Genomic DNA, 14,442 nt, shown 5'->3' with positions numbered 1-14,442 from the left:
TTCCCTGCCAGCACGGATGTACGTCCCGCGAGGGGAGCGTTCTGGCGGCGCGGGCCTGCCTAGAATGCGCCGGCGTCGACCGAGCGCTTGGTCAAAAGGAGGTGGTATGTCCTATCTCGTCGGCCAGTGGGGCACCGGACCCGTCGGCAGATCGTCGCTCAGGGCGCTGCTCGGGCACCCGGACCTCGAACTCGCCGGGATCGTCGCCGTCGACCCCCGGCACGCCGGCGTCGACGCAGCCGAGCTGGCCGGAAGCGGCCGCCCGGCCGGGATCCGGGCCACCGAGGACCCGGCGCCGCTCCTGGCCCGGCGGCCCCATGTCGTCTGCCACACGGCCTCCCGCGCCCGGGACGCGGCAGGGGAGCTGTGCCGCATCCTGGAATCGGGCACCGGCGTGGTCTCGGACATGCTGCCCTCACTCGTCCATCCGCCGTCCGCCGACCGCGCCCTCGTCCGCCGGCTCCGGTCCGCGTGCGCGACCGGCGGCGCCGCCTGCCTCACCCTCGGACCCAGCCCGGTGAACGACGTCCTCCCGCTGCTGCTGAGCGGCGGCTGCCTGCGCGTGCACTCCGTCAAGGTCACCCGCTTCACCTGCCGGGACGACCCCGAGGCCGGCGCCCGGCTCGGCTTCGGCGGCCCCCTCGGGCACCGTCCGCCGATCGTCCGGCCGGGCGGGCCGAGGCGGGCGTGGGGCCCGGTCGTGCGCCTCCTCGCCGAGCACCTGGCCGTTCCGCTGGACGAGGTGACCGAGACCTACGAACTGTGCCCGGCGCCCGAGGACATCGGCCGCGTCGCCAAGGGGACCCTCGCCGGCCTGCGGTTCCAGGTGTCGGGGCTGCTGCGCGGCCGTCCCGTGATCACCGTCGAGCACGTCGCCCGGGTGCGCGCCGACATCGCCCCCCACTGGCCGGCCCCGCCGCCGGGCGCGACCGGCGGCCACCGCGTCGAGATCGACGGCGAGCCGCCCTGGCGGATGGACCTCGCGGGGCCCGCCGCCGACGACCCCGCCGCCTCGACCGCGCTGCGCATGGTCAGCGCCGTCCCCGCCGTGGCCGAGGCCCCGCCGGGCCTGCACACCCCGCTGACCCTGCCGCCGTTCACCGGTCGGCGCCGCCTGCGCTGAGCCATGCGGCGACCAGCGTCCCGGTCTCCTCCGGCCGGTCGACGTAGAGCATGTGGCCGGCGTCGACCTCGCTGATCACGAGGCCGGGGCCGAGCGCGGCGCGCAGGTCCACCACGAACTCGGGGCGGACGAAGTCGGCCGCCGTCGCGATGACCAGGTGCGTGGGCACGTCGGCGGGCGGCGCGAGGTGGGGGCGGGCCATCTCCGAGTACGCGGTCACCGCGGCCGCCGGCTCGAACCGCCACCGCAGCCGTCCGTCCGGGCCGTGCTCCAGGTGCTCGGCGACCTCCTCGTCCACGGCGTCCGGCGGAGCCGCCGGCCAGCGCGCCGCCCGGTCGGCCCGCGCCTCGGCGACGTCGCGGAAGGACGCCGGGGACAGCTGCCCGCGCGCCTCCCGGCCCGCGGCCGCCGGGACGAGCCCGATGGCCGGGTCCAGCAGGAGGAGCCGCCGCACCCGCCGCGGCGCGGTCCGCGCGAGGTGCAGCGCGATCATCCCGCCGTAGGAATGCCCGACGAGGTCGGCCCGCTCGACGCCCTCGGCGTCCATCATCGCGAGGACGTCGGCCACGTGCCGCTCGACCGTCCACGGCGGCTCGTGCGTCGACCGCCCGTGGCCGCGCAGGTCGGGCGCGAGGACGGAGCGGTCCGGCAGGTACCGCTCGGCGGTCCGCCGCCAGCGCGCCCCGTGACCGCAGACCCCGTGGAGCATGACCACCGGTGCTCCGCCCGGGTCCCCGTACCGATGAACGTGCAGTACCGCGTCCGCCATGCGCTAAAGCGTATGCGCGCGGAACCGGCCGCGAACGGCCTTCACCGGTCACCGGCCCGGTCAGGAACGTTCCCAGCGGACGGACGACAGGGCCAGGAGCGCCACATGGAAGGACACGCACGACTCCACGTCGTCGAGATCGGCGTCCAGGACCCGTTCGATGCGGCGGAGGCGCTCGTAGAAGGCGGGGCGGGAGAGGTGCGCCTGCTGGGCGGCGACGGCCTTGTTCCGGCCGGATTCGAGGTACAGCTCCAGGATGCGCGTGAGGTCGCTGCCGCGCTGGGCGTCGTACTCCAGGAGCGGGCCGAGCTCGCGCTCGACGAAGGTCTGGACGCGGGCGTCGTCGCGGAGGAGGTGCAGCAGCCCGCGCAGGCGCAGGTCGGGCAGGCGGTAGTAGAGGCGGGCCCCGGAGCCGCGCGCGGCGACGTCGGCGACCTGCTCGGCCTCCAGGAAGGAGCGGCGGACGTCGCGGATCGTCTCCACCACCGACCCGGCGGCCATCACGGTGTCGCCGGACTGCTTGCGGATCCGGGTGGCGACCTCGGTGAGCGCGGTCTCCACGTCGGCGCGGGCGGGCAGGGAGGCCAGGACCCCGACGCGGGCGTGCGGGCCGCCCTCGTCCAGGACGCCGACGAGCGCGGCGAGGCGCGCGTCCTTGCAGGCCGCCGCGGCCGTCTCGGCGAGCTGCGACAGCTCCCCGACGGGCGGGGCGGACCGGGACAGCGCGGGGCCGCGGTGGCGGAGCACGGCGCCGAGCAGCCGGCGGCCGGACAGCGGGACGCCGAGGGCGCGGGCGCGGGCCGCCGCCTCCTGCGGGTCGGAGTAGGCGTGCGCGAGGATGCGGGCGATGATCGTCCCGTGCGCCTGCCGCTCGACGCTCTCGGCGTGCCGGTCGAGGAGCCGGCCGAGGGCGAGGGTGGTGGCGGCCCGCTCGATCAGCACGGTCTCGCGCGGGGACGGCGGCGCGCCGAGGTCGACGATCAGCCGGCCCCAGTCCTCCCCCCGCGCGCCGACCATCGTGACCAGCCAGCCGGACGCCTCGTCGTAGCCGGTGCGGCGGCCGGGGCGGACGGCCCGCGAGCGGGTCTCCCACGCCGACAGCAGCTCGGCCGGGTCGGCGCCGCCGGCGTCCGCGGCGAGGACCTGGTGGGCGAGGTTCTCCAGCACCACCGGGTGCCCGCCGAGCGCCGCCACCTGCCGGACGACCTCGTCGGTGGAGGCGCCCTCGACCGACAGCTGGGTGAAGATCTCGTGCAGCTGCTCGGAGGCGCGCAGCTCGGCGAACTGCTCCTGGACGATCCGGGCGTGCACCGACTCGGTGATGTCGACGAACGCGGGCTCGTGCGCCAGCACGATCACCGGCAGGCCGAACTCCTCGGCCGCGGCGATCAGCGGGGGCGGCAGCACGCTGGCGTAGCGCCGGCCGAGCTCGATCATCAGGCCGCTGACACCGACGTCGGCGAGGTCGGCGATGTAGGCGCGGAGCCGCTCGGGCTCGTCGGGCAGCGCGATCCCGGTGGTGAGGACGAGCTCGCCGCCGTGCAGCAGATGCGCGATGTCGGTGACCTCGGCGACGTGCACCCAGCGGACCCGGTTGCCGGTGCGGTCGGCGCCCGCGACGACGTGCGGCTGGCCGCGGCGTACCGCGTCGAGCTGGAGGACGTCGTCGACAGTGGGCAGCATCACGGCGAGGATATCCGTACAGGGTGTCAGCGGCGATGATCCGGCCGTTACCGATGGTCGGCCGCCAGCAGACCGTTAAGCGGAGGCGCCCGGTCCTGACACTCTGCGGGTGGCCGCGGCCGCCCGCCGGAAACGAGACTTGGGGCATGTCGGAACACGCGAACCTGCTCAGGCGCCACCGGGCGGTCATGCCGTCCTGGATGGCGCTCAACTACCGGGACCCCATCGAGATCGTCGGCGGCAAGGGCAACCGCGTGACCGACGCCGAGGGGAACTCCTACCTCGACTTCTTCATCGGCATCCTGACGAACATGCTCGGGTACGACGTGCCCGAGGTCCGGGACGCGGTGGAGCGGCAGATCGCCACCGGCGTCGTGCACACCTCCACGGCGTACCTGCTGCGCGGGCAGGTGGAGCTGGCCGAGAAGATCGCCCGGCTGTCGGGCATCCCGGACGCCAAGGTGTTCTTCACCAACTCCGGGACGGAGGCCAACGAGACCGCGCTGCTGCTGGCCGCGTACGCGCGGCGCAGCGACCAGGTCCTCGCGATGCGGCAGAGCTACCACGGCCGGTCGTTCGCCGCGACGGGCGTCACCGGGAACCGCGGCTGGACGAACCTGTCGTACTCCCCGCTGGACGTCCACTTCCTGCACGGCGCCGACCGCCGGCTCCCGCAGTTCGCCGGGATGTCGGACGAGCAGTACATCGACGCCTGCACGCAGGACCTGCGGCACGTGCTGGCCACCGCCACCGGCGGCGACGTCGCCGCGCTCATCGCCGAGCCGATCCAGGGCGTCGGCGGCTTCACGATGCCGCCGGACGGCCTGTTCGCCGCCTACAAGCGCGTCCTCGACGAGTTCGGCATCCTGTTCATCTCCGACGAGGTGCAGACCGGCTGGGGCCGGACGGGCCAGGGCTTCTGGGGGATCGACGACCACGGCGTCACCCCGGACGTGATCACTTTCGCCAAGGGGCTCGGCAACGGCTTCGCGGTCGGCGGCGTCGTCGCGCGCGGCGACCTCATGGACGGCCTCCACGCGGTCGGCATCTCCACCTTCGGCGGCAACCCGGTGTCGATGGCCGCGGCCAACGCCACGCTCGACTACGTCCTCGACCACGACCTGCGGTCGAACGCCGCCCGGCAGGGCGCGACGATCATCGGGGGGCTGTCGGCGGCGGCCGGCCGGTTCCCGATCGTGGCGGACGTGCGGGGCAAGGGCCTGATGTTCGCGGTCGAGCTGGCCGACCCGCGGACGGGCGAGCCGAGCCCGCCGCTCGCCGCCGCGCTGATGGAGGCCGCCCGCGAGCGGGGGCTGCTGGTCGGCAAGGGCGGCCTGTACGGCAACGTGGTGCGCATGGCGCCGCCGCTGACCCTCACCGACGACGAGGCCGCGGAGGGCCTCGGCATCCTGATCGCATCGCTGGAAGCCGTCAACGGGACCGCCGTCGCCGGCGGGCCGGAGACGGCCGCTCGCCGGGAGGACGCATGACCAGGCACGTGACGCACTGGATCGGCGGGAAGCCGTTCGGCGGGGAGAGCGCCCGGCGCGGCGAGATCTTCGAGCCCGCGTCCGGGCGCGTGGCCGGGACCGTCGACCTCGCCGGGGACACGGAGGTCGACGCCGCGGTCGCCGCCGCGAAGGCGGCGTTCCCCGGCTGGCGGGACGCCTCCCTCTCGCAGCGCACGAAGGTGCTGTTCCGCTTCCGCGAGCTGGTGGACGCGCACCGCGGGGAGCTCGCCCGGCTCATCTCGTCCGAGCACGGCAAGGTGGTCGCCGACGCGGCCGGCGAGGTCGCCCGGGGGCTGGAGGTCGCCGAGTTCGCCTGCGGCATCCCGCACCTGCTCAAGGGCGGGTTCTCCGAGAACGTCTCCTCGCGGGTGGACGCCTACTCGATCCTCCAGCCGGTCGGCGTGGCCGCCGGGATCACCCCGTTCAACTTCCCGGCGATGGTGCCGATGTGGATGTTCCCCGTCGCGATCGCGTGCGGGAACACGTTCGTGCTCAAGCCGTCCGAGAAGGACCCGTCGGCGTCGGTCCGGCTCGCCGAGCTGTGGGCCGAGGCGGGGCTGCCGGACGGCGTCTTCAACGTCCTGCACGGGGACAGGGCGGCGGTGGACGGCCTGCTGCGCCATCCCGACGTCAGGGCGGTCAGCTTCGTCGGCTCCACCCCGGTCGCGCGCCACATCTACGGGACGGCGGCCGCGAACGGCAAGCGGGTGCAGGCGCTCGGCGGGGCCAAGAACCACATGCTCGTGCTGCCGGACGCCGACCTCGACCTCGCGGCGGACGCCGCGGTGTCCGCCGGATTCGGGTCGGCGGGGGAGCGGTGCATGGCTATCTCCGTCGTCGTCGCCGTGGACCCGGTCGGGGACGAGCTGACGGCCAAGATCAAGGAGCGGGTCGCCGGGCTGCGGGTGGGGCCGGGCGACCACCCCGAGGCGCAGATGGGGCCGCTCGTCACGAGGGCGCACCGGGACAGGGTGGCGTCCTATCTGGACGGCGCCGTCGCGCAGGGCGCCACGCTCGCCGTCGACGGGCGCGACCCGGAAGTCCTGGGCGGCGCCGGCGACGGCTTCTGGCTCGGGCCGGCCGTCCTCGACCACGTCACCCCGGACATGGACGCCTACCAGGACGAGATCTTCGGCCCGGTGCTGTCGGTCGTGCGGGCCGGGTCCTACGACGCGGCCATGGAACTGATCGCCGCCAACCCGTACGGCAACGGGACCGCGATCTTCACCAACGACGGCGGGGCGGCGCGCCGCTTCCAGAACGAGGTGGAGGTCGGCATGGTCGGGGTGAACGTGCCGATCCCGGTGCCGATGGCCTACTACTCGTTCGGCGGCTGGAAGGACTCGCTGTTCGGCGACAGCCACGCCCACGGCATGGAGGGCGTCCACTTCTACACCCGGACGAAGGCCGTGACGGCGCGCTGGCTCGACCCGTCCCACGGCGGGGTGAACCTCGGCTTCCCCACCAGCGGCTGAGGGCTCCGCGGGAATTACCTACCGAGCACGTTTTTCCGTTGTCAATTTCCGTCCTGCGCGGCCGGGTGAATAATGGCTCCACCCCATTGACTGGGTCTGTGTCCGGCGACACAATCTGACTGTCTCCCTTAATTGAAGCGAATTCAAAAGTCAGGGTCGGCAGTAAGAAACCCGTGGTCGTCGGCCGCGGGCCGGTGGAGCCGGATGTGCAGGAGAGCCGCGCTATGACCGCAGGCGACCACGCCGCCGAAGTGGACGCGCTCGGAAGGCGATTCCCGGGCTGGACCATTTGGTTCGGCCTGTTCACCGGCCATTGGTGGGCGCTGCCGCCCAGGGACCGCGACGTGGGGGACTTCCTCGAGGCCGACACTCCGCAGCGGCTCATCGCGCGGATCGAGGTGGTCGCCGGCGCCGTGCCGGCGCGGCGCCCGGCCGGCGGGCCGGCGCCCCCGGGCGGCCTGGTCCGGCCGTCCCTCGACCCCCGGCAGGACGTGCGGCGTCCCTCGAACCTCCTCCGTCTCGAGGGCGTCACACCGCCGCCGTCCGGCCGGGTACCGGTGATCGCGTGGCCGGGCGGCACCGCAGGGTGATCCGCCGTTCCCCACCCCCACCACGCCCACCGGTGCCGCCGCGGCCCCGGACGGGACGCGGGCCCGCGCCATATCCTCTCCAGCAACCTCCGTGTATGGCGCGGACGCCAGCACCCACCGTCCCTCCGGGGCCCGGCGGCCTCCCCTTCCAGCGGTCCGGCCCGAATCCGCATCCGAGGGTGCGGTAATGGTCATGCCGTTGTCACCCGCGGGAAAGCCCGCCGGGAAACAGGCGAGTCGCGATCTTCGGTAATTCCGGCCGAAGTCCTCACCGGACGGATGAGAAGTTCCGCGAGACCGGCGATCACATCGTCGGCGTCCGCCGCGACCCGCGCAATGGCGGCGGGAGTCGTCCGGCACCGCCGTTCGCGAGCGGGGTCCGTGCGTCCGCCCGCCGCGGAGACGCTACGCTGCGCCGACGGGCCCGTTCGCGAGGGGGAGGGCCCTGGCACGGATCGGGAGCGACATGCGGCGCAGGGCCACGGCACGGGTCAAGGCGGCGACGGCCCTGGCGGCGGCCGCGGCACTCGGCGCCGCGGGGCTCGGCGCGTGCAGCGGCGGGGACGACAAGCCGGTGGGCGTCGCCAAGGTGGTGAGCACCCTCGGCCCCGGCGAGGGGGCGCTGAACCTCCTCACGCTGCCCGGCTCGGTGGAGAGCGGCGGCACCGACCCGCGCGTGGACTGGGTCACGCCCTTCCAGGAGCGCACCGGCTGCAAGATCGGCCTGAAGGTCGTCAAGACGCCCGAGGAGATGGCCGACCTCATGCGCGACCGGGGCCGCCGCTACGACGGCGTCGCCGCGCCGCCGGAGGTCGCCGGGCGGCTGGTCGAGGAGAACCAGGCCGTCCCGATCAACCCCGACCTCGTGGACGGGTACAAGAAGCTCGAACCGAGGCTGCGCAAGCTCCTGGAACGCGACGGCAAGCACTACGGCCTGCCGTACGTGTGGGGCTCCAACCTGCTGATGTACGACACTCGCGCCGTCCAGGCGCCGACGAGCTGGGCCGCGCTGTTCGACCCCGGACAGGCCCGCCGCTACTCCGGGAAGATCGTCATGCGGGACAGCCCGCTCGCGATCGCCGAGGCCGCGCTCTACCTCAAGGGCCGGCAGCGCAAGCTCAAGATCCGCGACCCCTACTCGCTGACGCCGGCGCAGCTCTCCGCGGCCGGGCGGGTCCTGGCCCAGCAGCGCAGGTACGTGGGGGAGTACTGGGACCTTCCGGCCGACGCGGTCAGCGCGTTCGCCGGCGGCCGGGCCGTGCTCGGCCAGGCCTGGCCCTACCACGCTGACGTGCTGAACCGCGCGTCGCGGCCCGTCCAGAGCGTCATCCCGTCCGAGGGCGCGACCGGATGGATGGACGCGTGGATGATCGGCGCCCGCGTCCAGCACCCGAACTGCATGTACCAGTGGCTCCAGTGGACGGCCTCGCCGGACGTCCAGCAGCAGGTCGCCGAGTGGACGGGGGTCGCGCCCGCCAACCCGCAGGCGTGCTCGGGCGACCGCCTCAAGTCCGGCTTCTGCGCCGCCTACCACGTGGGCGACCGCGGCTACCTCAACAAGATCGTGTTCGCGCACGCGCCGTCGAAGGCGTGCGGCGGCGACTCGGGCGAGAAGGACTGCACCGACTACGCCGAGTGGACGCGGACCTGGATCCAGGCCACCAAGGCCTGAGGTCCGCGCGAGAGTCTCTCCGACGCGCCCGACCGCCCCCAGCCGGGCGCGCCTCACGGGTGGTCCTGGGCTTCCCCCCGAAACGCCCAAGTCACCCTCTCCCTGGAGAGACCTCCATGACGGCGGCGCCTGCCGCCGTCCGCGCCGGCGGCGGCTCCCCCACCGTCCGTCCGGCGCCCGTGAGCGGCTCCCGGGGGCCCCGCCGTGCGCGGGGTACCGGCGGGGCGGGTGCGCAGTCGTCGCACGCGAACACCCCGGACGAGTCCGGCAGGCGGCCGACGCGAACGCGCGGCCGGGGCCATCTCTTGCGGCAGACGACGCACGCGTCGCCCAGGCGCTGGGCCGTGCTCAACCCCTGCGGGTCGACGACCGGCTCGCCCCTCTGGCCCATGTCTCCATCCCCCCGGTGGGAGTCGCCTTCACGTCCTCCTTTATAGGCGGGGAAGTGTGTTGTCGCTGCTAGGGAAGGTGAAAAGGGCGGCAAAGCCTCCCGTGTCGCCCTGCGCCCCAAGGGCTCGCGGGTTATGTCCGGCGCCCGGCACGGCGGGCCGTCGAGGCAATGACCGCTTTTCGGCAGGTTATGCGGTCACCGACCAGGCCCTTTGCTCTCTTTTGGCAGGTCCGTACGTACAAAGGAGACATGTCGGCCAGGAACGTCGAGGATCGGCGAGTCCGGCCGCACATGCCCCGCCTCCCGCGGACGCGTGTGACTTCGGCGACGGACACCGCATTCGGCTGTCTGATGGTGGCCGCGGTGGGCGCGGCGGCCGCCGTCCTCTACGCGCTCGCCGGCGTGGGCCGCCCCGGGGTGCTCGCGGCCGTCATGGCCGCGCTCGCGGCGGTGGCCGTCGCGGCGGCCAGGTGGGGGGCGGCGCACTCCTCGCGCGGGTCGCTCCGGCCGGTGGAACGGCTCCGGCGGGAGCTGGAGAGGCTGACCGAGGACGACGCGGGCGGCCGCGTCGCCGTCCCGGCCACGGGCGATGAGGCGGAGCGGCTGGCCGAGCGCGTGAACGAGCTGCTCGACCGGCTGGAGACCGCGATCCTTCAGCGGCGCGCGTTCGTCGCCGACGCCTCGCACGAGCTGCGCACGCCCATCACCGGGCTGCGCACCCGCATCGAGCTGGCCCTCGCCGCCCCCGAGGAGGGCGACGCCGTCGACACCCTGCGCCGCTCGCTGGCCGACATCGACCGGCTGCACCGGATCGTCGAGGACCTCCTCGTCCTCGCCCGCCTCGACTCCGGCGACATCCCCGCCCGGGAGCCCATCGACCTCGGGGCGCTGGTGGAGGCGGAGGCCGCGCTGCGCAGCCCGCCGGTCGCGATGGTGGTGAAGGTCGAGCCGGGCCTCGTCGTCGGCGGCGACCGGCAGCGCCTCGGCCGCGCGGTGCGCAACCTGCTCGCCAACGCCGAGCGCTACGCCGCCGCGCAGATCGAGGTCGAGGCCCGCGCGGACGGCGACGGGGCCGTCGTCGAGGTGCACGACGACGGCCCGGGAATCCCGTTCGCCGACCGGGACCGCGTCTTCGAGCGGTTCGCCCGGCTGGACCCGGCCCGCAGCCGCGACAAGGGCGGCAGCGGGCTCGGCCTGCCGATCGCGCGGGAGATCGCCCTCTCCCACGGCGGGACCCTGGAGGTCGCCGACGGGGCCTACGGCGCCCGTCTCGTGCTCCGGCTCCCGCTGTCCCGGTGACTCAGCGGAACGCGTGGACGTTCTCCCCGGCCCACTGCGCGAAGGAGCGGGACGGGCGGCCGAGCACCTTCTCCACGTCGGGGCTGACGCGGCGCTCGGCCTCGGTCGGCTCGCCGAGGATGTCGAGGGTGCCGTCGACGACCGGCGCGGGCATGAACTCCAGCATCTGCGCCCGCGCCTCCTCCCGGGTCTGCTCGGCGAACGCCACCGGCTCGCCGAGCACGTCGCCGATCGTCCGCGCCCTTTCCCGCGGCGTGAGCGGAGCGGGCCCGGTGAGCTCGTAGACGCGGCCCTCGTGCCCGCTCTCCCGCAGGGCCGCGGCCGCGACCTCGGCGATGTCGGACGGGTGGACGAACGGCAGCGCGACGTCGGCGAACGGCGCGGCGGCCGCCCGGTGGGCGCGGACCGGCTGCGCCCACGCGAACGCGTTGCTGGCGAAGCCGCCGGGCCGCAGGATGGTCCAGTCCAGCCCCGACTCCCGGACGGCGTCCTCGAACGCCTTGAGGTGGCTGTGGCTGTGCGCCGTCGGGCGCGTGCCGGCGCCCTGCGAGGACATCAGCACGACCCGCTCCACGCCGGCGGACTTCACCACGTCCAGGACGGCGCGCGGGTCCAGGTCCTCGGGCGTGCCGAGCAGGTGGCCGGCGACGAGCAGGAAGAGCGCGTCCGCCCCGTCCAGGACGGGCCGGAGGGTCTCCGGCTCGGCGAGGTCGGCCGCGCGGTGGACGACGCCTGCGGGCAGGTCGCCGGGGTCGGTGCGCGACACCGCCGTCACCCGCTCGCCCGCCTCGGCCAGCGCCCGCACCAGCGGCCGCCCGACGTTCCCCGTGGCGCCCATGACAACGATCATTGCTTTCTCCCTCTGAGCTGCGTTGACACCGCCGGGGCGGTGCCGTCGCGGTGCGACACGGGGAAAGCTAACATCCTGGATATAGTAGGTACCTAGAAGAAAGTGACTACCCCGGGAGGCCGTGATGGTGGACGCCAGGACCGAGGAGGCGCTCGACCCCGAGCTGGCCTGCCCGATCGCCCCGGTGGTCGACCTCGTGTTCAGCCGCTGGACCACCCCGATCCTGTGGACGCTGCACGAGTACGGGCGGCAGCGGTTCGTGGAGCTCCAGCGCCGCGTCGCCACGATCACGCCGAAGGTGCTGACCCAGCGCCTGCGGCAGATGGAGCGCGACGGGCTCGTCGTCCGCACCTACCACCCCGAGGTGCCGCCGCGCGTCGAGTACGAGATCAGCGAGCTGGGCCGCAGCCTCGCGCCGCTGTTCGCGGCGCTCGCGGAGTGGTCCGCCGAGAACCTGGAGAAGGTCGAGCGGGCGCGGAGCGCCTACGACGGCGGCGAGGGCTGAGACGGGACCGGCGCGGCGGCGGGGCGGCGGCGGGGCGGCGGCGGGGCGAACGGCGTCCGCGCGATCCCGGGGCGGCCGATGCCCGACAATGGACGCGTGATGTCTCCTTCAAGCCCCGACACGGCCGCCCGCGAGCTGGTCGTCCTCGGCTCCACCGGCTCCATCGGCACCCAGGCCCTGGACGTGATCCGACGCAACCCCGGCCGGTTCCGGGTGACGGGGCTGGCGGCCGGCGGCGGGCGGGTGGACCTGCTGGCCGAGCAGGCGCTGGAGTTCCGGCCCGAGGTCGTCGCGGTGGCCCGGGCCTCCGCCGCGCAGGAGCTCCAGCTCGCCTTCTACGCCGAGGCCAAGCGGCGCGGCTACGCCTCCGGCGACTACCCCATCCCCAAGATCGTGGCGGGTCCCGACGCGGTCGCCGAGGTCGCCGCCTGGCCGTGCGACGTGGTCCTCAACGGGGTGACCGGCGCCCTCGGCCTCGCCTCGACGCTGGCCGCGCTGGACGCGGGGCGCACCCTCGCCCTCGCCAACAAGGAGTCGCTCATCGTCGGCGGCCCCCTCGTCAAGGAGCGGGCGCGGCCGGGGCAGATCGTCCCCGTCGACTCCGAGCACTCGGCGCTCGCCCAGTGCCTGCGCGGCGGGCGGGCCGAGGAGGTGCGGCGGCTGGTGCTCACCGCGAGCGGCGGACCCTTCCGGGGGCGGGCCCGCGACGAGCTGACCGGCGTCACCCCGGAGCAGGCGATGAACCACCCCACCTGGGACATGGGCCCGGTCATCACGATCAACTCCGCGACCCTCGTCAACAAGGGCCTGGAGGTCATCGAGGCGCACCTGCTCTTCGACGTCCCGATGGACCGCATCGAGGTGATGGTGCACCCGCAGTCGGTCATCCACTCGATGGTCGAGTTCACCGACGGCTCCACGCTGGCGCAGGCGAGCCCGCCCGACATGCGGCTGCCGATCGCGCTCGGCATCGACTGGCCCGACCGGGTGCCGGACGCCGCGCCCGGCGTCGACTGGACCAGGGCGCACACCTGGGAGCTGTTCCCCCTGGACGACGAGGCCTTCCCCGCCGTCGCGCTGGCGCGCCGCGCCGGCGAGCTGGGCGGGACGGTCCCCGCCGTCTACAACGCCGCCAACGAGGAATGCGTGGAGGCCTTCCGCGCGGAACGGCTCCCGTTCCTCGGGATAGTCGACACCGTCGCGCGGGTAGTGGAGGAGCACGGTTCGGGCACCACCGGAGGCCTGACGCTCGACGACGTCCTCGCGGCGGACACCTGGGCGCGGACCAGGGCCAGGGAACTGACCGCGACCGTCTGACCCGGGGGCCCGCCTCGGGAGGAACCTCGGAGGGGACCCGATGGCCTTCTTCCTCGGCGCGGTGGCGTTCGTGGTGGCGCTGCTGGTCTCGGTGATGCTCCACGAGGGCGGGCACCTGCTCACCGCCAAGCGGTTCGGGATGAAGGCCACGCAGTACTTCGTGGGGTTCGGCCCGACCCTATGGTCCACCCGCCGGGGCGAGACGGAGTACGGCGTGAAGGCGGTCCCGCTGGGCGGCTTCGTCAAGATCGTCGGCTACACGCCGCTGGAGGAGATCCCCGCCGCGGACCGCCCGCGCGCGTTCTACCGGCAGCCCGCCGGGAGGCGCGCGGTCGTCATCGCGGCCGGCGTGGTCGCCAACCTGGTGTTCGCGTTCCTGCTGCTCATGGCGATGGCCATGACGATCGGCGTGCGGGAGCCCGGCACGGTGACCAGCACGGTCGAGGCGGTCACGACGTGCGTGCCCGCCTCGCTGTCCAGCGGCTGCGGCGGGAACCGGCCGACGTCCCCCGCCGTGCGGGCCGGGCTGCGCGCGGGCGACCGCGTCGTCTCGTTCGACGGCACTGCGATCTCCGACTGGAGCGGGCTCACCCGGGCGATCGACGCCGCCGAGCCGGGCCGGACCGTGACGGCCGTGGTCGTGCGGCCGGGCGCGCCGAGGCCGGTGACGCTCCGGATCACGCTCGCGGACGTGGACGGGCGGCCGTTCGTCGGGATGTCGGCGAAGGTCGTGGGCGCCGGGTACGAGCGGACCGGGCCGCTCAACGCGGCCGTGTTCGCCGGGGAGGGCATCGGCCGCACCGTGGCCGGGATCGGGCGGGCCGCGGCGGACCTGCCCTCCGCCGTCCCGAAGCTGTTCTCGCCCGAGCGGGGGAGCACGCCCGGCGGCCAGGTCGGCAGCGTGGTCGGCGCGACCGAGGTGTCCGGGCAGATCTTCTCCGCCCAGAGCTCCGCCCGCGACAAGGTCGCCCTCTACCTGTCGCTCGTCGTCTCGGTGAACATCTTCCTCGGCGTGCTCAACGTGCTGCCCCTGCTCCCGCTGGACGGCGGTCACCTGGCGGTGGTCGCCTACGAGCGGGCGCGGGCCGGCGTCAACCGGATCAGGGGGCGGCCGGATCCGGGCACCGTGGACATGACGCGGCTCATGCCCTTGACATACCTGGCCGTGCTGGTGCTGGTGGGATTCGGCGTGCTGCTGATTCTCGCCGACGTGCTGAACCCCCTTCGACTGCCGTAATGACGTGAAACGTTTACCGA

The 14,442-nt window shown here is 74.3% G+C and carries 13 protein-coding genes; 9 read left to right on the top strand and 4 right to left on the bottom strand.

Annotation, left to right across the window (positions count from 1 at the left end):
* The first annotated feature begins 106 nt into the window (after window positions 1-106).
* On the top strand, window positions 107-1,123 hold the full coding sequence (locus tag AB0C87_RS18520) for a hypothetical protein (protein ID WP_360578604.1): 1,017 nt from the start codon (window positions 107-109) through the stop codon (window positions 1,121-1,123).
* Here AB0C87_RS18520 and AB0C87_RS18515 read toward each other — a convergent pair.
* Both AB0C87_RS18515 and AB0C87_RS18510 read right to left on the bottom strand, forming a co-directional pair.
* Entirely contained in the window at window positions 1,098-1,892 is a 795-nt protein-coding gene (locus AB0C87_RS18515) for an alpha/beta hydrolase (RefSeq protein WP_345175083.1), read from the bottom strand. The two genes, AB0C87_RS18520 and AB0C87_RS18515, sit on opposite strands and share 26 nt — an antisense overlap.
* Window positions 1,893-1,952: 60 nt before the next feature.
* On the bottom strand, window positions 1,953-3,575 hold the full coding sequence (locus AB0C87_RS18510; RefSeq protein WP_345175085.1) for a PucR family transcriptional regulator ligand-binding domain-containing protein: 1,623 nt from the start codon (window positions 3,573-3,575) through the stop codon (window positions 1,953-1,955).
* 146 nt (window positions 3,576-3,721) lie between these two features.
* On the opposite strand from AB0C87_RS18510, the gene AB0C87_RS18505 reads away from it, so the two are divergent.
* The 4 genes from AB0C87_RS18505 to AB0C87_RS18490 all read left to right on the top strand — a co-directional run bounded on the left by AB0C87_RS18505 (window position 3,722) and on the right by AB0C87_RS18490 (window position 8,823).
* A complete protein-coding gene (locus AB0C87_RS18505; protein WP_345175087.1) occupies window positions 3,722-5,065 on the top strand; it encodes an aspartate aminotransferase family protein in 1,344 nt (447 codons plus the stop codon).
* Entirely contained in the window at window positions 5,062-6,561 is a 1,500-nt protein-coding gene (locus tag AB0C87_RS18500; RefSeq protein WP_360578601.1) for a CoA-acylating methylmalonate-semialdehyde dehydrogenase, read from the top strand. The genes AB0C87_RS18505 and AB0C87_RS18500 overlap by 4 nt, the downstream gene beginning before the upstream one ends.
* A gap of 224 nt (window positions 6,562-6,785) precedes the next feature.
* Complete coding sequence (locus AB0C87_RS18495) at window positions 6,786-7,151, top strand: hypothetical protein (RefSeq protein ID WP_345175090.1); 366 nt, start codon at window positions 6,786-6,788, stop codon at window positions 7,149-7,151.
* A gap of 466 nt (window positions 7,152-7,617) precedes the next feature.
* Window positions 7,618-8,823 carry an ABC transporter substrate-binding protein gene (locus AB0C87_RS18490; protein WP_345175092.1) on the top strand — a complete coding sequence of 402 codons (1,206 nt, stop codon included), beginning with the start codon at window positions 7,618-7,620 and terminating at the stop codon, window positions 8,821-8,823.
* Window positions 8,824-8,914: 91 nt separating this feature from the next.
* On the opposite strand, the gene AB0C87_RS18485 is transcribed toward AB0C87_RS18490, so the two are convergent.
* Complete coding sequence (locus AB0C87_RS18485) at window positions 8,915-9,214, bottom strand: hypothetical protein (RefSeq protein WP_345175094.1); 300 nt, start codon at window positions 9,212-9,214, stop codon at window positions 8,915-8,917.
* 351 nt (window positions 9,215-9,565) lie between these two features.
* Between AB0C87_RS18485 and AB0C87_RS18480 the strand changes: the two genes are divergently transcribed.
* Window positions 9,566-10,513 carry an ATP-binding protein gene (locus AB0C87_RS18480; protein WP_353834400.1) on the top strand — a complete coding sequence of 316 codons (948 nt, stop codon included), beginning with the start codon at window positions 9,566-9,568 and terminating at the stop codon, window positions 10,511-10,513.
* 1 nt (window position 10,514) lies between these two features.
* Here the strand turns inward: AB0C87_RS18480 and AB0C87_RS18475 are convergent, their stop codons facing one another.
* On the bottom strand, window positions 10,515-11,363 hold the full coding sequence (locus AB0C87_RS18475) for an NAD(P)H-binding protein (RefSeq protein WP_360578599.1): 849 nt from the start codon (window positions 11,361-11,363) through the stop codon (window positions 10,515-10,517).
* Between the two features lie 124 nt (window positions 11,364-11,487).
* On the opposite strand from AB0C87_RS18475, the gene AB0C87_RS18470 reads away from it, so the two are divergent.
* From AB0C87_RS18470 to AB0C87_RS18460, 3 genes are all read left to right on the top strand, one after another.
* Entirely contained in the window at window positions 11,488-11,868 is a 381-nt protein-coding gene (locus AB0C87_RS18470) for a winged helix-turn-helix transcriptional regulator (RefSeq protein WP_353834402.1), read from the top strand.
* Window positions 11,869-11,967: 99 nt separating this feature from the next.
* The gene (gene dxr / locus AB0C87_RS18465) at window positions 11,968-13,185 is read left to right on the top strand and encodes a 1-deoxy-D-xylulose-5-phosphate reductoisomerase (protein ID WP_353834411.1); all 1,218 of its coding nucleotides are present in this window, start codon (window positions 11,968-11,970) and stop codon (window positions 13,183-13,185) included.
* A 40-nt stretch (window positions 13,186-13,225) separates the two neighbouring features.
* A complete protein-coding gene (locus tag AB0C87_RS18460) occupies window positions 13,226-14,422 on the top strand; it encodes a site-2 protease family protein (RefSeq protein ID WP_345175101.1) in 1,197 nt (398 codons plus the stop codon).
* Window positions 14,423-14,442: the final 20 nt, after the last annotated feature.

The sequence above is a fragment of the Actinomadura sp. NPDC048021 genome (assembly GCF_040653135.1).
Lineage (GTDB): Bacteria > Actinomycetota > Actinomycetes > Streptosporangiales > Streptosporangiaceae > Spirillospora > Spirillospora verrucosospora.
Note: the sequence above shows the minus strand (reverse complement) of the source record. Positions and strands in the feature narration are given on the sequence as shown.